Genomic DNA, 19,592 nt, shown 5'->3' with positions numbered 1-19,592 from the left:
GCAGCGGAATGATGCTGCAGAAACCAGGCATCCCGACTGTGACAGGCAAGTGCTGCTGCGCCGGGTACCTTCCGACAGATCAATCAATCGAAACCAATCGGGCCAAGAACCATGTCTGTGTTATTCGATGCAGGTCTGCTGCTTGCAGCGGTGCTTGTCTTTTTTGCAAGCGTTTTGGGTTACTTTCTGCTTTCAAGTGTCTTCCAGTCCAAAAGACGGCGTGGGCTGCTTTCAAAGGACGGGTTCACCTTCCTGATTGCCGGCGGTCTCTTTCTCACCTTCACGGCCAGCTATATGGAAATCTTCGCTTTCGCATTCCGTTTGCCATATCCGGTCTTTGTCGATCTCGGGATCGGATTGCTGGCAGTATTCGGCACATCAGTCATTGCCTACAAGTTCGCAACACGGCTGGTAGAGAACAGATCAAGACATCGAAAAAGATTGCCTGCCTGACGAGCGACCTAAAAACAGCCACGTTCCCTTTTCGACCGTGAAAGCGTCGCAGCCTGGCATTCACCCAACGTTATCTCGTAAAATTTACCGAAGGAAGATTGCGCTTCTACAACCTGACTGTTATTTGAGGTAGTAAGTTTTTTTATGCACACATCAATTTATTCATTGGGTGATAAATGTCTGAAGTTAAGGAAGTAGTCAGATCGGTCATTGCGAAGAACCTGAATTTGGCGTGGTGGACAATCACGCCAAATTCAACCTTAAGTAGGTTGGGCGCGGACAGTCTGGATGCGATTGGTCTCATCATGGCTGTCGAGCTGGAACTCGGGTGCTGCCTGCCGCAGGAAACCTTCAATTCGATTGAATTTCAGGACAACGAATGGACATTTGGTGCCTTCGTCGAGGCGATCGAAAAATCGGTCAATCATGTGCCGGTCCGTCTGCAAGCCCTAGCCGAGTGAGCGCGCAATCGGGTTCAGCGGGGACCGGCCTGTTCAGCCTGGCAACAGCCGGACCACGTCAATCGGTTCGGCCTTGCCCTTGACCATCTGCGGACCGATCTGTTGTTGAAGGATGTCCGGGTTCAGCCTATTGGCGATCTCGCCGGAAACCAGAACAATGACCTCTGCCGTGCGATCAATTTCCTTGCCTAGGCTTTCAAGGCGCGCGGCTATGTTCACGGTATCGCCGATTACGGTGTAGTTGACGCGTCCGGGTGCGCCGATATCTCCGACGATCAGCGGACCCATGTGAATACCGATACGTACGCGCACCGGTGGTTCGTTGCGTGCTGCACGATCCCGGTTGTCCCTGACGATCGCCTCGACCATTGCAAGTGCTGCACCGGCAGCGGGCTCAGCCGGATTGTCCAGGTGATCCGGCGCGCCCCAGAACGCCATGACGCTGTCGCCGATATACTTGTCGATCGTGCCACCGTGGTTGGTAATTTCCGCGCCTAGTATTGACAGGTGATGATTGACGAAAGCTGCGGTATCGCTCGCAGACATGCCTTCAGACGCAGATGTAAAGCCGACGATATCGGTAAAGAGAACGGCGACTTCGCGTTCCTCAGGCGGTGCTTCTGTGCGGCCTTCACTCAGGAGCTTCTGCACGAGGGTGCGCGGTACATACCTGTTGAAGGCATTGAGCCCTCCGACCATCGCGTTGAAGCCACTCGACAAATCGTCAAGCTCCCGGATGACGGACGGGGGGAGCGGTTCAAATGCTTCCAGGTTCAGTCCGGCGACGTCCTTGGCCGAACCGGCCGCCCGGCGAATTGGCTTGGCTATGCGGCGTGCAAGGGCGATGGCGCCGAGCAGAGACAGCAGCAGCAATCCCAGTCCAACCAGGATGGCGACAAGCAGCTGGCGCAACGGCTGATCCAGGAACTCGCCGGGAAAATGCACACCGATACGCGCAGGGAGCCCTTTCAGGTTGTCGTTTTTCTTTTCCAGAATGATGAAACGCTTGTTTCCCTCCCGGTCATATCCCGTTCGCAGTTCGAGGTTGTCTGCAATTTTGTAATCCTCGTTTGCCACGACCTGCATTTCCGAGAAACTGGTGAGAAAATGATCGGAAATCTGACTGACATGGAGAAGCGGCGCAGTCTCGCTCAACTGCTCAAACCGTTGGTGCAGCAATGGGTGCGCGATGACCTCTTCAGACTTTTCCTTCATCAGAAACACGATGATGTCTTCGGTTGAAATGGACCACGTGATGTCTGAAATGCGCTCCAGTGACATGCCGATCATGAAGCTGCCGTGGTACTTGTCCCTATCATAGAGGGGAGTTGTGTAGATGAAATACGTGTGCTCCCGGCTCGGCATATAAAGCGGTTCGCTCCAGAACGGGGTCGATTGCCGCGACGCTTTCCCCGTTAACCGGGTCAGGCTTGGAATTTCTGACGCCAGATCAGTCCGGCCACCTTCCAGCTTTCCGTCAGCATCTCCCCGGTCGACATCGACGCCGCGGCCGTTTTCATCGACCATCACCATGAATGAGACACGATCCTGGGGTGCAAGTGCGCCGTAGATATACGCGATCATCAGCTCGGGTTCGTCAAACGACAATTCGCCAAGCGCCCAGCTCGCATGGGTATAGTCCGCCGTCTCGGTCACTGCATGCAACTGCTCGACAAACGCTGCTTCAGTGGAATCCATTCCAAGATCAACGAGCCCTCCGCCAAGCTGGCGGATAACGCGTTCGGAGGTTACTGCCTGGATGATCAGGATCGCGGCAGCTGTGATGACCACGAATGTCCCGATAACAGTGGCCAGGGTCGGTGTGATGAAGAGCTTGTTGCGTAAATGCACAGTGATATCCCAAAACACAGCCAAGTATGTTGCCGGACCGGTAGCGCTGACTGATTGCCGTTTCGCCAATTCGGTGCTTTGCGGACATTAACCGAACTTTCCCGACAAAAGAAAAGGCCCCGAAAGCAGTCCGCTTCCGAAGCCTTTCGTCAGAAAACAGGAAATGTGACGTCAGGAAGCCTTTTCAGGTTCGTTGAACCTGTGTCCGTAGTCGACCGCAACTTCGTAGTCGGGATCTTCAAGAACGGAAACTTCAACGAGATTGCCCGCCTTGCTCAGCAGTTTCTGGCAATCCGGAGACAGATGGCGCAAGTGAAGACGCTTGCCGGCGGCCACATATTTCGACGCCAGGGCGTCGATCGCTTCAAGACCCGAGTGGTCGACGACGCGGCTGTCAATGAAGTCGACAACCACATCGTCCGGGTCGTTCTGGGGGTTGAACAGATCGACAAATCCTGTTGTCGAGCCGAAGAAAAGCGGTCCGGACAAACGATATACCTTCCAGCCCTCCTTGCTCGTGCCAACGCGTGCGCTGATGCGGCTGGCCGCATTCCAAGCATAGGCGAGCGCCGAAATGATGACACCGACAACCACCGCGACGGCAAGGTCCGCATAGACAGTTACACAGGTGACGATCACCATGACGAGCGCATCGGTCAGCGGGATCTTGTGGACGATCTTCAGACTGGCCCATGCAAATGTGCCGATAACGACCATGAACATCACGCCGACAAGAGCCGCGACCGGGATCTGTTCAATCAGGGGCGAGGCAATGACAATGAAGGACAGCAGGAACAGGGCAGCGGCAATGCCGGATATCCGCGTTCGAGCCCCTGATTTCACGTTGATCATCGATTGGCCGATCATGGCGCAGCCACCCATGCCGCCGAAGAAACCGGTGACAATGTTCGCGGTGCCCTGAGCAACGCATTCCTTCGAGGCGCCACCTTTGGTGTTTGTCAGGTCCGCGACGAGATTGAGCGTCAAAAGGGATTCGATCAGGCCGATTGCAGCCAGGATAACCGCGTAGGGAAAGATGATCTGCAGTGTTTCAAGGGTGAGTGGGACCATCGGGATGTGGAAGTCAGGCAGGCCGCCAGAAATCGAAGCCAGATCCCCGACCGACCGGGTATCGAGATTGAAGCCGAGAACCAGGCCCCAAACCACCAGAATACCCGCAAGCGGGGCAGGAAACGAGGTGGTGATCTTTGGAAGCAGCCAGGTCACCGCCATGGTAAGGGCAACGAGCCCGAGCATCAGGTAGAGCTCCCATCCTCCCATCCAGGTCAGGCCGCCGGATGCATCCGGCACCTTGAACTGGCCAAGCTGAGCCAGGAAAATCACGATGGCAAGGCCATTCACGAAACCAAGCATCACCGGGTGTGGCACCATCCGGATGAACTTGCCCCACTTCAGAATGCCGACGGCAATCTGCATGATGCCCATCAGGACAACGGTCGCGAACAGATATTCAACGCCGTGCTGTGCGACAAGAGACACCATGACAACCGCAAGCGCGCCGGTTGCGCCCGAAATCATGCCCGGACGCCCTCCGATGCAGGCTGTGATCAGCCCGACGAAAAAGGCGGCGTAGAGCCCGACGAGAGGATTGACGCCTGCGACAAAGGCGAAGGCAACGGCTTCGGGAACCAGGGCCAGCGCAACAGTCAAACCTGCCAGCAGTTCCGTTTTGATGCGCGAGGCATCCAGTTTGGTCGATTGTACAGGCGCAACGGCCTCGGCACGTGCAGTCAAGACGGGCTCCAGACTATTCATGTTTTGTTGAAACGGTCGCCCAGGAACACCGGACATACACATTGACCTAGATCAATTGACGACCTTTTAGTCTATTTATTGCGCCGCAGCAAGATTCGCCGCGAATACCAGCCATGCATCGTGAAACAAGTGCAGCATTATAGAACGCTGTCATATGTGTTGTCGTCCGATTTGGTCTCGACGCTGCGTTGCCGATGCAACTAAACGGTTGCATCTGCGGAAGTGTTATCCGAATTAAATTCAGGTGATCTCAGTTGAGGCGGTCTTCATCTGAGTTCCTGCACTCTGAAAACACTCGACGGACGTCTTTCTGACGATTAGAACCAATGAAATCACTTCCGGGAGACGTTATGAAGCCGACAAATCCGGTGTTCACCGGCATCGAAACCACTGTTTTTGAAACCATGTCCCGGCTGGCGAAGGCTCACAATGCCGTCAACCTCGGGCAGGGTTTTCCCGATGTGGACGGACCTGACGACATTCGTGAAGTAGCCGCCAGGACCTTGATGGACGGCCCGAACCAGTATCCGCCGATGCTGGGTCTGCCCGACCTACGCGAGGCGGTTGCCGAGAGCAACAGGCGATTCTACGGACTTGAGATCGACGCACAGAGCGAGGTTCTGGTGACGTCCGGAGCTACCGAGGCGCTTGCGGACTGCATCATGGCGCTCGTGTCACCGGGAGATGAAGTGGTTCTGGTCGAGCCGCTCTATGACTGTTATCTGCCCTTGGTGAGGCGGGCAGGTGGAATTCCCGTGCGTGTTCGGGTCAGCCCGCCGGAATGGCAGCTCGATACGCAAAAGCTTCGTGCCGCCTTCTCTGAAAGAACCAAGGCAATCCTGATCAACAATCCCATGAACCCGACGGCAAAGATATTTTCCGCTGCGGAATTGCAGTGCATTGCCGACTTGTGCCGCGAATTTGACGCTTATGCGATCTGTGACGAAGTTTACGAACACCTTGTTTTCGACGGGGCAGCACACCGGCCCCTGATGGCACTGGACGGAATGCGGGAGAGGACGGTCCGTATCGGTTCAGCAGGCAAAACCTTTTCGCTGACGGGCTGGAAGGTCGGCTATGTCACGGGTCCTGCCCGGTTGATCGATCCGGTTGCCAAGGCGCACCAGTGGGTCACATTCACCACACCGCCAAACCTGCAACAGGCAGTTGCTTATGGTTTGAGGAAAGACGACAGCTACTATCAGGACCTGGCCCGGGACCTGGAGGCGAAGCGCGACCGGATGGCGAGGGGGCTCCAGGCACTTGGATTTTCTGTTCTTCCTTGCTCCGCGACTTACTTTCTGACCTGCGGTTTCGAAGAACTTGGTCTGGGTGATAATGATGTCGATGTCTGCGAGGTCCTCGTGAAGCAGGCCGGCGTTGCAGCTGTCCCGGTCTCCGCCTTTTATGGTGCGGATGCGCCAACCGGTTACATCCGGTTCTGCTTCTGCAAAAAAGACTGGGTGATCGACGAAGCCCTGGCGCGGCTCTCTGCATTTTTAACTGCGGCAGGCGGCGAATCCGCATAGCCTCAAACAACCGATTTGATCAGGATGAGAAACTTCATGGACAATCCGGCTCTGGTCGATGTGACGCGCGGAAACCTGACGGAGAGCCTGCATCGTGGCAGCGTGGCAGTCGTTGATACCGGCGGGATTCTTGTTTTCGGGATCGGCGATGTCGACGCCAGAGTATATCCCCGTTCTGCGATCAAGGCTCTACAAGCGCTGCCGCTGGTGGAATCGGGCGCCGCAGAAGCCCTTGATCTGACCGATGCCGAACTGTCGCTTGCCTGTGCGTCCCACAATGGCGAGGAAATTCACGCAAACGCCGCCCGGGTGATGCTGCTCAAAGCCGGGCTGAACGAGGATGATCTGGAATGCGGTCCGCAATGGCCGCAGCGAATGGAAGATGCCGCCAAGCTGATCCTCGCGGACGAAGTACCCTGCGGCCTGCACAACAACTGTTCCGGTAAACACGCAGGATTTCTGGGGCTGGCCAAGACGATGGGGGTTGATACGCGCGGCTACATCGAACCGGACCATCCGGTGCAGCGCGAAGTCCGCCTCGCGATGGAACAGATGACGGGCGACACGCTGACTGAAGATGTGTGCGGAACCGATGGTTGTTCCATACCGACCTATGCCTCACCACTACGAAGCTTCGCGCGGGCCTTTGCTTCGTTTGGAACTGGAGAGGGGCTTGAACCTCTTCGTGCCGACGCGGCCCGGCAGATCTACGACGCCTGCATCAACGAGCCCTACATGGTGGCCGGTGCGGATCGCTTCTGCACCCGGGTCATGGAAACTTTCCGCGGTCGGGTCTTTGTCAAAACCGGCGCGGAAGGTGTTTTCTGTGCCGCGATACCCGAACTCGGATTTGGTGTGTCGCTCAAATGCGACGACGGCGCAACGCGCGCTGCGGAAGTCATGATGGCGACTGTTCTGGAAATTGCCCTGGAGCTGAATGAAGACGAGGCTGTTCTTATGGACAATCTCGTCAATCCGCCTGTGTTGACCCGGCGGGGTGTTCAGGCTGGCCATATCAGACCCGGCGAAGAGTTTCTGTCCGCTTTGAAGACCGCCCTGAAACAAGCCAAATGAAAAAGGCTACAAATCCTTTTTCATCATGATCTTGTTTCCGGTTCTTAATGTTTCACGCCAACCCAGGTGACTGTAGAGAGACACATTCTCGGGCAGGTTTACATGAGTTGCGAGCTGAATTGCTGTCGCTCCGCTCTTACAGGCGAATTCCTCAGCCTTCTCCATCAGTTTCCTGCCCAGACCCAGACCCTTGAAGTCGGGATCGACGGCGACGTTCACCAGTTGGGCCATAACGCCATCGAGATTCAAGATGATACATCCGGAAGTCTTGCCGCCTGTCTCGGCAACGAGTACCGTTTTTGCCGCGATGTCTTCTTCCAGACCGGCTGAAACGTCCGGCAGGTCGCTCAACCGTGCTTTTACCGGTGCATAGGCCCGTTCGATGCAACGTTTGAGAACGGCAACGTCTTGCAATTTCGCCTTGCGGATGGATGTTTCTTTGCTCGTCGATTTCACTGGAGTTTCCCTATGACGCCCCGCCCAGGTCTGTCTTTCCGTTTTACCCATGCAATCACGCGTACGCCGTCTGACAGCGTTGCGAGCGGGATCCGGGCTGTCGACAGCGGTGATCCGAGCGGCGCAAGATTTCGGGAGGAACATGAGCAATATGTCCGCGCACTGCAAGAGGCGGGTCTTGAGGTTGACGTATTGCCTCCGCTTGAAAACTATCCTGACAGCTGTTTTGTCGAGGATCCGGCATTCTGCCTGCCCTCAGGTGCAGTCCAGCTTCGGCCTGGGACAGCCAGCCGTGAAGGAGAGGGCAGGGAAATCCGGCGTGCTCTCGAAGCCCGTTTCGCCGAGGTGGTCGAATTGCCAGGTGATGGCTTTGTCGACGGTGGCGACGTATTGATGCTCGATGATGTTGTCCTGATCGGCCTGTCGGCTCGAACAAACCGCACGGGAGCAGAGGCCTTCGCCGGCGTTCTGGCGGATTGGGGCTATGATGCCCGGGTTTGCGAGACGCCGGACGGAGTACTGCATTTCAAAACCGCCTGCTCCACACTTGGCGACGACGTCATCCTGACAACGAAAGTCATGGCGGCAAGCGGCTTTTTCGGAGAGCGGAAGGTCGTTGTCGTTCCGGACGGTGAGGAATATGCCGCCAATGTCATCCGGGTGAACGACGTCGTCCTGGTTCCGGAGGGTTTTCCGAAGACACTTGAAGCGATTCAGCAGGAAGGCTTCAAAACCGTGGTTCTGCCGACCCATGAGGCGCGCAAGGTCGACGGTGGGCTCTCCTGTCTGTCCCTGCGTTTTGCCTTGCCTGAAACCTGATGCTCAAGCGCTCACCTGGTTTCCCGTGATCGTCAGATTGGCATGACGGGCTGAATTGTTCAGTTCGCCTGTTGCAGGTTCCAGCCAGCGATAGCCCTTTATCGCACCACGTTCCGAGCCCTGGACGATGTTGTTCGTGATGGCCGCCGGGCCTGCTCCGTCAACGACAGTCACTGCTATGCCGGTTCCGCAGTCACGCAGAATGTTCTGGGATGCAACGATATTGCGCATGTAAGGCCCCCAACCCAGAAGCATGCCGAATTTGGGAGCTCCTTCAATGACGTTGCCGGTCAGTGTCGTGTCGGCCTCAGCGGCAATGCCAATGCCGAAACCTGAAACCTCCGGCGGGTATGGACCGTCTTCGGAGATGTTGCGGATGATGTTTCCGGAACAGACGGACATACGGCCGCCATCCATGAAATTGGCGATGGAAATACCGGTCGTGCCACCGTCGACGATGTTGTTCGCAATTACCGCGCCTTGAAAATTGAATTCCGAATAGATCGCACATTCGCCGGACCGTAGACAGGAATTGCCGAGGATTTGAACATTGGATCCCGTGTTTGAGCGTATGGCTGAAAATGCGCAGTCTGTGATGCGATTGTTGGAGATCATCACGCCGTGGGCCCTGAACACGTTGATGCCGTTGCCGAACTGGCCTGTGCCACCATAGCGGGCGCCAATGCGTTCAACCCGGTTGCCCGACACAATGGTGCCGTCTTCACCTTCACGCCAGCGGTGCACCCAGATGCCGCCATTGGCGCAATCGGTGATCGTATTGCCGGTTATCGCCAGTCCATCGGCTTCGTTCGAGCGCAGTCCGGCCTCGGCCGCACCGTAAATCCGGCAGTTTTCGACGCGTCCCGAACAACGATCCAGGACAACACCCATTTTCGAAGAGCCCGCGATATCACAGTTTTCGATCGCGAGATTGCGGACACCGACAAAGTGGAGCAGACCCTCTGTGAAATCGCCGATCGACCGGTTGGCGCCATCGAAGGTGACACCTTGAATGCCGATGTTGCTGACACCCTCCGCACGGATAAGCTGGCCGCCGCCGCCCTGATAGACAAGCCGGGTGCGGCCCGGAACGCCGACGATCAATGTGCCCGAGGGCAGACGCAGATTGGCAACCGGATAGGTGCCGGCCGGCAGGAAGAGGGCGCGACCGCGATCAACGGCCCGATTGACGGCGTTCTGGAACTGGGCAGTCTGGTCGTCGGAGGCATTGGGCAAAAGGCCAAGGTCGGCTGAATCGATCGAGCCTCTCAGATCCGCAACTTTCATTTGTGCCATCGCTGCTGTCCCGGAAAGAGACAGTGCTGTCCCGGCAAGAAACGACCGGCGGCTCAGTTTGGAAAAATCACGTCTCATTGGCAATGCCGTTTGCTGTGACCGTCCCAGGATGGGAAACAGTTCGGGTTTTCACCCTGAAATCAGCAAGGGATGTGCCGGAATGGCTGAGACTGTGGCGTTGGCCCGGACAATTCGCTCCTGAACAAGCATCGGGACGAGATTGACCCGGTCGACTGCGGATCTTGGCTCAAGGCCGTGCGGCGCGGTGATGCATTCCCACGTCGCAAGGAAAGACCTGGCCTGAAACGCAAGCGAAAACCGGCCGGGACGCGTCCCGGCCGGTGTTTAATCGATCCTTGGGGGCATTCAGACCGATTAAAGTTCGCTCGGATCGGTTTCTTCGATGCTGGTCCAGTTATCGTCAGCGGACTTGACGAAACCGGGGATATCCTTGTTCCAGCGTTCCTGAATGCTCTCGGACAGGTTCAGGTAAAGCTTGCCGTCAACGATTTTCCAGAGATCCGGGTCGCCGTCCACCTTGACGCCCATGGCCGTGCCGAAAGCGCAGAAGCCGCCATATGCCGGAAGGTACTTTTCCGGGTTCTGCTTGAAGAGATCCCGGTTGGCTTCTGAAACGAAACGGTAGGTTGCACCGTTATGGACCTCGGTGATGGAGAAATCGCCGTCCTGAGGAGCGCCGTTGGTGAAGTAGGTAACCGGGTCAACTCCACGCAGGGCAAGACCGGTGATTGTGGCGTTTACGTCGAACCCTGCACCGAAGGCGCTGGAAACGAGACCGGAGACAACGACAAGAGCAGCAACAGAGCCGCGGATCATGTTCTTAAGCATATAAAACTCTCCCAGGAGTCTGCCTGAAACAGGCGTTGAATTTTGGCCGGCACGGCAGGGTTTGCGCTGACAGGAGTTTTTCGGTACCATTCGGTTCCAAACTGAACAGAGCTGCCCACCCCGTGCCGGTGAAATGAACATATGGTTAGGAACCAATCGGTACAAAACACAAGCGCGTGAGGTTCTGGTGAGCCTTTCGTGAAGAGGTGCCGAGGACAAAGAATGGCAAGACCACGTGAATTCGACCCTGAAGAAGCGATGGACAAGGCCATGGGCCTTTTCTGGGATGTTGGTTATGAGGAAGCGTCACTGACAGAACTTCTTGCCGCGATGGAAATCACCAAAGGATCCTTTTACAAGGCCTTTCAGGACAAACAGTCGGTCTATCTGGCATCGCTCGACCGATACAACAGCAAGGTCATCAGCGGAACAGTGTCCTATCTGGGCGATAGCGGACAGGGAACCGGCCGGGAAAGGATACTCGGCCTGTTCGCCATGGTTGCGGATGCGGTGAAAAGGGACGGTGACCGGCTCGGCTGTTTTCTCTGTAACGCACTGATTGACAAGGCAGCCGAAGGAGGCGAGGCCGAAAGCAAGCTGCAAGCCATGGTTCACCGGCTGGAAAACGCTTTCTTCCAGGCAGTGACAGATGACGGGTCCGCTGGTGAGAAAGAGGCGCGAGAAACGGCGCGTGGCATCCTGTCCGCCTATTTCGGTCTCAGGGTTCTCGGACGTGCCGGTCTTTCCAGTGAGATGGCAATGGATTGCATCCGGCAGGTGGAGTGGCTCCTCTACCGGGTGAAGACGTGAACGCGCTTCACGAACGGACCCTCCCGACCTGAAGAAGAAAGGTTTGACCGGTCTGCGCACAAACTGCCCCTTGGAGCCAACCGGATGGATCAGCGCAGCCGGACGGATACTCGTCGCTCACCAGGAGAAGGTGACAACTGGAAGAGCTTACTGTTTCTCCGGGCAACGCGACAGCCGACACAGGTGTCTGAATCCCCGCGTTGACAAACTGCAATCGCGATAGACCGGCCAGGGCCTGCCTAATCACCGAGAGTGACGTCTCCGACGAGTTTCGTAATGCGCCGATTTCCCGGGAGCGCTTCCGTTATGGCAGTGCCGGCACCGGAAAGATCCTGATACCTGCCGGATCCGCTCAGGATTTGCCAGGTATTGCCGTTCGGTTCGGTATCGAAGCGCAGTATGAACGTATCCTCGCCATCGCCATGCATGCAGATGCCGTTTCCCGCAAGTCCCTTAGAGCCCCAAAATCCTGCGCCGTGGCATTCGACGGCCATTGATTCAATAGGCCCTTCGGTCACTTGGCTGACCCCTTGGAATTTTACCATCCAGTAGCCTGAGGACTCGTCAACAGGCCACAATTGGGTCTCGGTGACGTATGTGTTCGTTGCTTCGAACTTTTCTGCTGCTGATGCCGCCATTGGGACCAGAGCAAAAACAAAGGCAATGAGTTTCTTCATGATATCGATCTCCGCATGCTCGCCCGGTTTACCAGTGAACCGAACTTCAACGCAGACAAGATCCCGGTTTCCCGCCGCCTTCGTCCTGAATATTCGTTTTCAGCTTCCTGAAATCACCTGAAATCCGCTATGACTGGTTGAGTATTTCCACATTTCCGGGGACGCATGGACGATTCTCAGCGCTCATTCCTGATGCTCGGGTCTGTGCGATTTGACCGCGGGGCGCGCCGTTTGATTGATGCGCAAGGCCAGGACCTGCCGCTGAGACCTCAGTCTCTGGCGGTCCTGGGTGTCCTTGCCAACAACAAAGGCGAGACAGTATCCAAAAATGATTTAATCGCGTCAGCCTGGGGTGCGACACATGTTACAGACGACAGCCTGATCCAGTGTATTGCCGATATCCGCCGAGCGATCGGGGACGAAGGCCACTCAATCATTCAAACGGTACCGCGTGTCGGATACAAACTGGTGCCAACACAACCGGAGCCTGAAACCGCATCTCGCGTGAATTCACGTTGGCTTCTGCCAGCCGCCGCCCTCGCGGTGCTGGTCGTGATAGCGCTTGTCGCGACATGGATGGCGCTGTTACGACCCTCTGGGATGCCTTCACGCCCGTCGATTGCGGTCTTGCCGTTTGAGCATATCAGTGATGACCAATCTCAGGCCTTTTTTACGGATGGAGTGTCGAAGTCGATCACGACAAGCCTGTCCAGATTCGAAGGGCTTTTTGTTGTCTCCAGCTATTCGGCCTTCCAGTACCGTTCCAGCAAAAAGATACTGAAAGAAATCGCGAGCGACCTCGGCGTGCGCTATCTGCTCACCGGGGATGTGCAACCAGTCCAGGAACAGCTGTTGATCACGGCACAACTTACAGACACCACGGATGGCAAGGTGGTCTGGGCTGAGGAATACACCTTGTCGCGCTCGAATGTGCTGGCGGTGCAGAATGAATTGAGTTCGCGTATTGCCACGACGCTTGTCCAACGGGTCGAATTGGCCACATCGCAATGGGCCAGGTCTGTGACACCTGAGGACTTGACGGCATACGAGCTGGTATTGCGGTCCGAGCCACCGCCTGTTGATCGAGATGGGCTGAACGCGGCAAATGAATTACTTGATCGCGCCATTGCCCTGAGCCCGGATTTCACACTTGCCCATTCGCTTAAGGCAAAAAATGACTTGCTGCTGTGGCGGCATTCGCTTGCTGAAGACCTGGATGAGGCGTTGCGGCAGGCTCGAGCCTCTGCCGCCCGCGCGATCGCCCTGGATAATAGCAGCTACCAGGCCTACCATGCTTTGAGCCAGATCGATCTCTATGCGGATCAAGATCACACACAGGCCCTGGCCAATCTTGCGAAGGGGCTGGAGATCAACCCGAACGATGCTGACATGATGGTGCGCATGGCGACACTGCTTGGCTTCATGAACCGCGACAAGGAGGCGTTGGATTGGATCGAAAGGGCGGTGCGTCAAAACCCGTACCATCCGGTTTGGTATCACTGGAACGCGGCCTTTGTCCTTGAAGTTGCCGGTGAACACGAAAAGGCAATCGTGGCGAGCAAGAAGGCTCTGGCGGTTTATCAGACCAGCGCGTCGATCCGGCGTATCCTGATCGCTGCACATGGTCATTTGGGCCAATGGGAAGAGGCGCAACGGTACGCTGATGAAATACTGAAGGAATTCCCGGACTTCAGGCTGTCTTCACACATGCGAAACTCACCCTTCATGGATCCGGTGGAGAAATCGGAATATTGGGAGCTGTTTCGAAAAGCGGGTTTGCCAGATTAGAAGTCCGGCCCACCCGGGTCTGACTTTCTCACAGAAAATGCAGCGTCCCGAAACTGGACTCTGACAGGTAAATGCGGGCGGCCTGGCTTCCGGGTGGTGAAATTCACCAGTCAGTCTGCCAAGACTGCAGCGCCGTTGCCTCGAAATTGGAGCGACAATCACCTTCAAGAAACCGGTTTTGTTTTGGCTACCGGATGAGGGCTTACTGCAACCTTCTTGCGGTCTCCTTCAGCAGCCTGACGGCAGCTTCCTCAATAACCGGATAAGCAGGCCTCGTATCTCTCTTGCCCCTGGGAAGCGACGGTACATGCACGAATATGCTCGGAATGGCGGACCCGATGGAGTCCCACAGCGTTGCGTTGCAAAGATAGGTCCCGGCATCCCTCGACAATTCGGCAGGGGCACCGGCGGCACGGGCCGCATCGCGAAGGGCGCGGGCAGGCAAGGTGGACGATCTGGCCCACTCGCTTTCATTCATGAGCTCTGGCCTGCACGGAGACTGACCTGCCGCATCAGGCCGCACGCGTGTCGCACGATTGACTGCGCGGGTTTCGATATTCATGGTTCGGCGCGTTCCGTCGACACCGAAATGCACGATGGCGTCCGGTCCGATGTCATTGCGCAATTCCGCAGTGACTTGGTGCCGTGCCGCCCAGGTTGTCGGCAGGACGTGAAAGACGAACTCGACACCGGCCTGATGTCCTCCAAGTCTCAGGGGAAGACGCTTCATAAGACGTTGGGTCGGATTGACCGGAGCACCTGGAAACGGTGAAAAACCGGTCACAAGAACCGTCTTGCGGGCGTTCTTCATTCTTTCAGTCCCATGAGTTCTGCCAGTTCATCGACCGCCAATGAAACAGCCGTTGTTCCGTCCCGCACGCACTCTTCCAGGACATTCAGACGCTCGGCGGTTTTCTGGTTGGTTCTGAGTGCTGCCGTCATGCGTTGCTGCAACAGATCCCACATCCAGGCGACTTGCTGACGGCTGCGTTTTTCTTGCCATTCACCGCTGGCCTGCATGCGTTCCCTGTAGAGCCCGGTCTGTGCCCACAGCGTATCAAGACCCTCGTTCGAGAGGCCCGAGATCGTGATGACCGGAGGAATCCAGTTTGGCGATTTCGGCGCCAGAATGTGGAGAGCCGCCCGGTAGTCGGAGGCGGCAGAGCGCGCGCGCAGGGCACCATCTCCGTCCGCCTTGTTGACAGCGATCATGTCGGCAATTTCCAGAACACCCTTCTTGATGCCCTGCAGTTCGTCGCCGGCGCCGGGCAGCATCAAGACCAGAAAGAAATCGACCATGTCGGCGACCGTCGTTTCCGACTGGCCGATACCCACCGTTTCCACCAGGATGACATCGAAGCCGGCCGCCTCGCACAGGAGCATGGTCTCGCGTGTTTTCGCGGCAACGCCGCCAAGAGTTCCGGCGGACGGTGAGGGGCGGATATAGGCGCCCGGGTCGGTCGCGAGCCGTGCCATTCGGGTCTTGTCGCCAAGGATCGAGCCGCCTGTGCGCGTCGACGAGGGGTCGACTGCCAGGACAGCCACCTTGTGCCCGGCGGCCGTCAGGTTGGAGCCTAGCGTGTCGATGGTCGTCGACTTGCCGACGCCCGGTACACCCGTGATGCCGATCCGAAACGCCTTTCCCGTCAACGGCAGCAGGTCCTGAATGAGCTGGTGCGCCAGGTGACGATGCTCGGCCCTTTTCGATTCCACCAATGTGATCGCACGCGCCAACGCGGCGCGTTTGCCCGATTTCAGCTCCTCGGCGAGCAATTGAGGATCAAGTGTTCTTGGCTGTGCAGTCATGTCAAAGGCTTAAACCAGGATTCGGCAAAGGTCACGGTGCCTTTTGGGTCAAGGGCGGCTGAGCACTGAAAGTGCCGACATCGGCAGGTTTACTCCGCGCGGACCGGTCTCCTCCGATTTGAACAATTTCCTCGATGTTTTGAAATGGAGTTCCAGGCCGAATGAGACCATGTCGCGTTTACGCGAAACAGTGTGGTGTCTCAATTGTTGAGGACGTTCCGAAGCAAGGTTTACGAGGCGACCGGAAGCCGGTAGATGGTGGCATGCAAGGGCGCCGTTCGACTGTGGGACCACTTTCAGCGAACCGAATAATCCGGAGCTAGATTGCGATGGAACGTAAAAACAAGGGGTGAGCGATGTTTGGTTTCGGGCGATATGTCAAGGAACGCTTCCGCGCGCATCTCAAGTCGCTTTTCGGGACTCCGGAAGAATTGTCCTACTCACCAAGCAAGCTTGACAGGAAAGTACTCAAGTACATTTCCCACGATGGTGGCTACTTTATTGAATTGGGTGCCAATGACGGCGTTTCTCAATCCAACACCATGTTGCTTGAAGAAAAGTATGGATGGCGCGGATTGTTGATTGAAGCGATACCGCACAAGTATTTTGAATGCAGAAAAAACAGGTCGGAAACAAATGATTTCTGTTTTGCGGCAGTCGTGGATGAAAATTTCTCGGGCAAATTTGTGGAACTGAGCTACGGCAACCTCATGACTATTCCCGAAACAAGTCATTTGAACAAACAGGACCACATTGCCGTGGGTTCACGGTTCCTCAGAAAGGGAGAGGAAACCATCGTTTTCGGCGCGCCGGCCCGCACGCTGACAAGCATCCTGGACGAGGTGGGTGCTCCCGGTTTGATCAACCTGTTTTCATTGGATGTGGAAGGCGGCGAACTGTCTGTACTCAAAGGTATAGATTTTGACAGGTATTCTTTTGAGTATATTCTGATTGAAACCTTCGATTTTGAGGAAATCAAAAGCTTCCTGCAAATCCATGATTATGAATACATAGAGAAATTTACCGATCACGACTACCTGTTTGGCTTGAAAAACAGGTCTCAAACGAATTGATTGCTTCAGTTTTCCTTGGCTGAATTTGACAGATGGCGAATGGTTCGATTCTCGAACTCAGCAATCTGTTCCCGTACTGAATTTAGCTCTTCGGCGTCCAGAGAATACGTTGAAGCTCAGCATTGCGCAGCTCCTTGGATGGGGGCAGGCGGTCGAAAGGCCCCTGGTAGCCGGGAATGGCATAAACGAGTTCGACATTCGGATGGCCGGTCGAGTCGCAGATTGCCATGCCGCGCCAAAGGTTCTTGCCGGCCCGGCATTTGGAGCGGTTTGTACCGATATCTGAAAACGTCATACCGATGCGTTCTCCGTTGGGACCCTGAAGGTGATGGGTCACGCCGTGAACGGATCTGATCTTGCCGTTTTGCCCCTTGAACACCTGCAGGACCTGGAAGCCGTCCGTGTTGAAGGCCGCGAGCGCCCATTCGGTCTTGTTTTCAACTGCCGTCTGAATACCTTCGGTGGTAAAGCCGGGCAGTGCGGATTCGATCGCCTTCGAACCGTAACGGGTCTGGGGCGTGATGCCACCGACATTGTCCTCGGTAATCTGAACGAGGGTGACGTTAGAAGTCTGGACCAGTCGACCCGTAGTCCCATCGAAGTCAGCTGAAGGTGAACAGGCTGATACGGCAATGGCGGCCATAACCGGTATGGCATTCAAAAAACGAAGACACATAGACAAGACACACATAAATTATTGAAGGCCGTGCTTTGCGCACGGTGCTTACAAGGGTTTAACGACTCAGGATTTTTTTGCAATTGCAAAGCCCGGTGCTGTGGAAAGTCGGCACCGGACCTTGAGGATCGTCAACAATGGCTCAGGTTTCGTCCTTCTTGATCCACTTTGGTGTGCTTGGAGGTTCGTAGCCCTTGAACAGGTCGATCAACGCTTCCGGCGTATCGGCGATCTGGACCATGTCGCGCATCACCTTTTTCGTGAATTGCTCGCCAGTCTGGTGGTCGAGAAATGCGATCAGGTGATCGTAATAGCCTTCGATATTCAGGAAGCCGCAAGGTTTTTGATGATAGCCGAGTTGTCCCCAGGTCCAGACCTCGAAAATCTCCTCAAGAGTTCCCGCGCCGCCGGGCAAGGCGATGAAACTGTCGGAAAGATCGGCCATCAAGGCCTTGCGCTCATGCATTGAGCCGACGAGGTGGAGCTCGTCGAGGCCTTCGTGACCGATTTCCTTGTTCTGCAAGGCCTTGGGCAGTACACCGACGACTTCACCACCTGCCGCAAGCGCGGCGTCGGCAACAGTACCCATCAATCCGACCTTGGCACCACCATAGACGAGCCGATAGCCGTTTTCGGCGATAACGCGACCGGTGTCCCTGGCCGCGTCGGCATAAATATCGCGCGCGCCGAAACTGGAACCACAAAAGACGCAGATGGATTTCATGTGTATTTCCTGTAAAAAACCATTGGGAGCGCGGGAGTGACCGGTCTCTAGTTCTTCGACAATTCATCCAGGACCCGCGCCCAGGAGCGAATGCCCTTGTGGAAGCTGGTCAGGTTGTATTTTTCGTTCGGCGAATGGATCTGGTCGTCTTCCAGCCCGTATCCGATCATCAGCGTGTCCATGCCAAGCATGCGCTTGAAATCACCAACGATTGGAATGGAGCCGCCCATTCCGGTAAGTGCAGCGTCCTTGCCCCACTCTTTCTTCAAGGCGATTTCGCCTTTCTCCAGAGCAGGCATCTTGAAGTCGAGCCTGAGGGCAGGGCTGCCTTCCTTGGCAATGAAATCGACCGAACAATCCGCGGGCACCTTGGAGCGGACATAGTCGCGGAAAGATGCCTGGATCTTGTCCGGATCCTGATCGCCAACGAGGCGGAATGTGAACTTGGCATGGGCTTGTGCGGGAATGACGGTTTTTGATCCTGCGCCCTGGTAGCCACCCCACATTCCGTTGACTTCGACAGTCGGGCGGGACCAGAGGTGTTCCAGCGGCTTGCGATCGTTTTCGCCGCGTGGGAATTTCAGGCCTACTTCTCCGAGAAACTCCTCGACGGAAAATCCGAGTCCATCCCACATGTTGCTGACATCTTCCGGCAGCTCAATCACACCGTCATAAAAACCCGGCAGCGTGACTTTTCCATTGTCGTCGTGAAGACCTGCGATAATCGCCGCGACGATGTGATTCGGGTTTTGAGCGGAACCGCCATACATGCCCGAATGAAGATCACGGCTTGCTGCCTTTACAATGATCTCATCTCCCACCATACCGCGCAGCATCACGGCAATGGCAGGCGTTTCTGCGTCCCACATGCCGGTATCGCAAACAAGTGCGAGATCGCAGGAGAGTTCCTCCTTGTGTGATTTGAGAAACGGTTCCAGGGAAGGAGAACCGGATTCTTCCTCACCCTCGAACAGGATCGTGACGTCAATCGGCAGATCTCCGGTCTCTTCGATATAGGCACGCGCGGCTTCGACAAATGTCATCAACTGCCCCTTGTCGTCCGAAGAGCCCCGGGCAACGATGACCTTGCTGCCATCTTCACGGGTCTTGATTTTCGGCTCGAACGGGTCCTGCTCCCAGAGTTCCAGCGGATCGACGGGCTGAACATCGTAATGGCCGTAAAACAATACGTGAGGTCCGGGTTTTCCCGACTTGCGGTGACCCACAACCATTGGATGACCTGCGGTATCCCTCACGGACGCTTCAAATCCGATCGAATTCAGCTCGAGGGCGAGCCAATCGGCTGCTTCACGGCACGGGGCGGCGAATTCGGGGTCGGTGGAAATGCTCTTGATCTTGAGAAGATCGAACAGGCGGTCGAGGCTGGATTCGAAGTTGGACTCAATGCGCGCCAAGACCTTGTCGATGGAACTCATGACGGATCCTTGAATTTGGAACAGATAGGTGAGGCCGG

The 19,592-nt window shown here is 56.1% G+C and carries 19 protein-coding genes; 8 read left to right on the top strand and 11 right to left on the bottom strand.

Annotated elements, in window-relative coordinates; genetic code table 11:
* The first annotated feature begins 111 nt into the window (after positions 1-111).
* Both ACO6TI_RS24225 and ACO6TI_RS24220 read left to right on the top strand, forming a co-directional pair.
* Positions 112-453: a hypothetical protein gene (locus ACO6TI_RS24225; RefSeq protein ID WP_422383528.1), complete on the top strand. Its 342-nt coding sequence runs from the start codon at positions 112-114 to the stop codon at positions 451-453.
* Between the two features lie 176 nt (positions 454-629).
* Entirely contained in the window at positions 630-914 is a 285-nt protein-coding gene (locus ACO6TI_RS24220) for a phosphopantetheine-binding protein (protein WP_197000308.1), read from the top strand.
* 33 nt (positions 915-947) lie between these two features.
* Here ACO6TI_RS24220 and ACO6TI_RS24215 read toward each other — a convergent pair whose 3' ends face one another.
* Positions 948-2,765, bottom strand: a complete 1,818-nt coding sequence (locus ACO6TI_RS24215; RefSeq protein ID WP_422383527.1) for an adenylate/guanylate cyclase domain-containing protein — start codon at positions 2,763-2,765, stop codon at positions 948-950.
* A 171-nt stretch (positions 2,766-2,936) separates the two neighbouring features.
* Positions 2,937-4,541 (bottom strand): SulP family inorganic anion transporter, encoded by a 1,605-nt coding sequence (locus tag ACO6TI_RS24210; RefSeq protein ID WP_209014078.1) that lies wholly within the window; start codon positions 4,539-4,541, stop codon positions 2,937-2,939.
* Between the two features lie 350 nt (positions 4,542-4,891).
* Here ACO6TI_RS24210 and ACO6TI_RS24205 point away from each other — a divergent pair, with 350 nt between their 5' ends.
* Together ACO6TI_RS24205 and ACO6TI_RS24200 are read left to right on the top strand one after the other, a co-directional pair.
* On the top strand, positions 4,892-6,070 hold the full coding sequence (locus ACO6TI_RS24205) for an aminotransferase (protein ID WP_422383526.1): 1,179 nt from the start codon (positions 4,892-4,894) through the stop codon (positions 6,068-6,070).
* A 36-nt stretch (positions 6,071-6,106) separates the two neighbouring features.
* Entirely contained in the window at positions 6,107-7,144 is a 1,038-nt protein-coding gene (locus ACO6TI_RS24200) for an asparaginase (RefSeq protein WP_422383525.1), read from the top strand.
* Between the two features lie 6 nt (positions 7,145-7,150).
* Here ACO6TI_RS24200 and ACO6TI_RS24195 read toward each other — a convergent pair whose 3' ends face one another.
* Positions 7,151-7,600: a GNAT family N-acetyltransferase gene (locus ACO6TI_RS24195; RefSeq protein WP_422383524.1), complete on the bottom strand. Its 450-nt coding sequence runs from the start codon at positions 7,598-7,600 to the stop codon at positions 7,151-7,153.
* Between the two features lie 12 nt (positions 7,601-7,612).
* Between ACO6TI_RS24195 and ACO6TI_RS24190 the strand changes: the two genes are divergently transcribed.
* On the top strand, positions 7,613-8,419 hold the full coding sequence (locus tag ACO6TI_RS24190) for a dimethylarginine dimethylaminohydrolase family protein (RefSeq protein ID WP_422383523.1): 807 nt from the start codon (positions 7,613-7,615) through the stop codon (positions 8,417-8,419).
* A 3-nt stretch (positions 8,420-8,422) separates the two neighbouring features.
* On the opposite strand, the gene ACO6TI_RS24185 is transcribed toward ACO6TI_RS24190, so the two are convergent.
* Positions 8,423-9,793 carry a TIGR03808 family TAT-translocated repetitive protein gene (locus tag ACO6TI_RS24185; RefSeq protein ID WP_055116285.1) on the bottom strand — a complete coding sequence of 457 codons (1,371 nt, stop codon included), beginning with the start codon at positions 9,791-9,793 and terminating at the stop codon, positions 8,423-8,425.
* Between the two features lie 297 nt (positions 9,794-10,090).
* Positions 10,091-10,564 carry a YHS domain-containing (seleno)protein gene (locus ACO6TI_RS24180; protein WP_082442417.1) on the bottom strand — a complete coding sequence of 158 codons (474 nt, stop codon included), beginning with the start codon at positions 10,562-10,564 and terminating at the stop codon, positions 10,091-10,093.
* 222 nt (positions 10,565-10,786) lie between these two features.
* Here ACO6TI_RS24180 and ACO6TI_RS24175 point away from each other — a divergent pair, with 222 nt between their 5' ends.
* A complete protein-coding gene (locus ACO6TI_RS24175; protein WP_422383522.1) occupies positions 10,787-11,374 on the top strand; it encodes a TetR/AcrR family transcriptional regulator in 588 nt (195 codons plus the stop codon).
* 239 nt (positions 11,375-11,613) lie between these two features.
* On the opposite strand, the gene ACO6TI_RS24170 is transcribed toward ACO6TI_RS24175, so the two are convergent.
* Positions 11,614-12,051, bottom strand: coding sequence for a hypothetical protein (locus ACO6TI_RS24170; RefSeq protein ID WP_197000303.1), 438 nt, complete (start codon positions 12,049-12,051; stop codon positions 11,614-11,616).
* A gap of 165 nt (positions 12,052-12,216) precedes the next feature.
* On the opposite strand from ACO6TI_RS24170, the gene ACO6TI_RS24165 reads away from it, so the two are divergent.
* Entirely contained in the window at positions 12,217-13,839 is a 1,623-nt protein-coding gene (locus ACO6TI_RS24165) for a winged helix-turn-helix domain-containing protein (protein ID WP_422383521.1), read from the top strand.
* A gap of 202 nt (positions 13,840-14,041) precedes the next feature.
* Here the strand turns inward: ACO6TI_RS24165 and ACO6TI_RS24160 are convergent, their stop codons facing one another.
* Both ACO6TI_RS24160 and meaB read right to left on the bottom strand, forming a co-directional pair.
* A complete protein-coding gene (locus ACO6TI_RS24160) occupies positions 14,042-14,650 on the bottom strand; it encodes a peptidase C15 (protein WP_104702032.1) in 609 nt (202 codons plus the stop codon).
* A complete protein-coding gene (gene meaB, locus ACO6TI_RS24155; RefSeq protein WP_108873932.1) occupies positions 14,647-15,645 on the bottom strand; it encodes a methylmalonyl Co-A mutase-associated GTPase MeaB in 999 nt (332 codons plus the stop codon). The genes ACO6TI_RS24160 and meaB overlap by 4 nt, the downstream gene beginning before the upstream one ends.
* A 356-nt stretch (positions 15,646-16,001) precedes the next feature.
* On the opposite strand from meaB, the gene ACO6TI_RS24150 reads away from it, so the two are divergent.
* A complete protein-coding gene (locus ACO6TI_RS24150; protein ID WP_196900632.1) occupies positions 16,002-16,718 on the top strand; it encodes an FkbM family methyltransferase in 717 nt (238 codons plus the stop codon).
* 82 nt (positions 16,719-16,800) lie between these two features.
* Here the strand turns inward: ACO6TI_RS24150 and ACO6TI_RS24145 are convergent, their stop codons facing one another.
* The 3 genes from ACO6TI_RS24145 to ACO6TI_RS24135 form a co-directional block, all read right to left on the bottom strand.
* Entirely contained in the window at positions 16,801-17,394 is a 594-nt protein-coding gene (locus ACO6TI_RS24145; RefSeq protein WP_104702029.1) for a DUF1131 family protein, read from the bottom strand.
* A 142-nt stretch (positions 17,395-17,536) separates the two neighbouring features.
* Positions 17,537-18,118: a TIGR00730 family Rossman fold protein gene (locus tag ACO6TI_RS24140; protein WP_104702028.1), complete on the bottom strand. Its 582-nt coding sequence runs from the start codon at positions 18,116-18,118 to the stop codon at positions 17,537-17,539.
* 47 nt (positions 18,119-18,165) lie between these two features.
* Positions 18,166-19,554, bottom strand: a complete 1,389-nt coding sequence (locus ACO6TI_RS24135; protein WP_422383520.1) for a dipeptidase — start codon at positions 19,552-19,554, stop codon at positions 18,166-18,168.
* Positions 19,555-19,592 lie beyond the last annotated feature (38 nt).

This window comes from Roseibium album, from assembly GCF_965233825.1.
GTDB lineage: Bacteria > Pseudomonadota > Alphaproteobacteria > Rhizobiales > Stappiaceae > Roseibium > Roseibium album.
The sequence above is the reverse complement of the archived record's forward strand: the minus strand, read 5'-3'. Positions and strand labels throughout refer to the sequence as shown.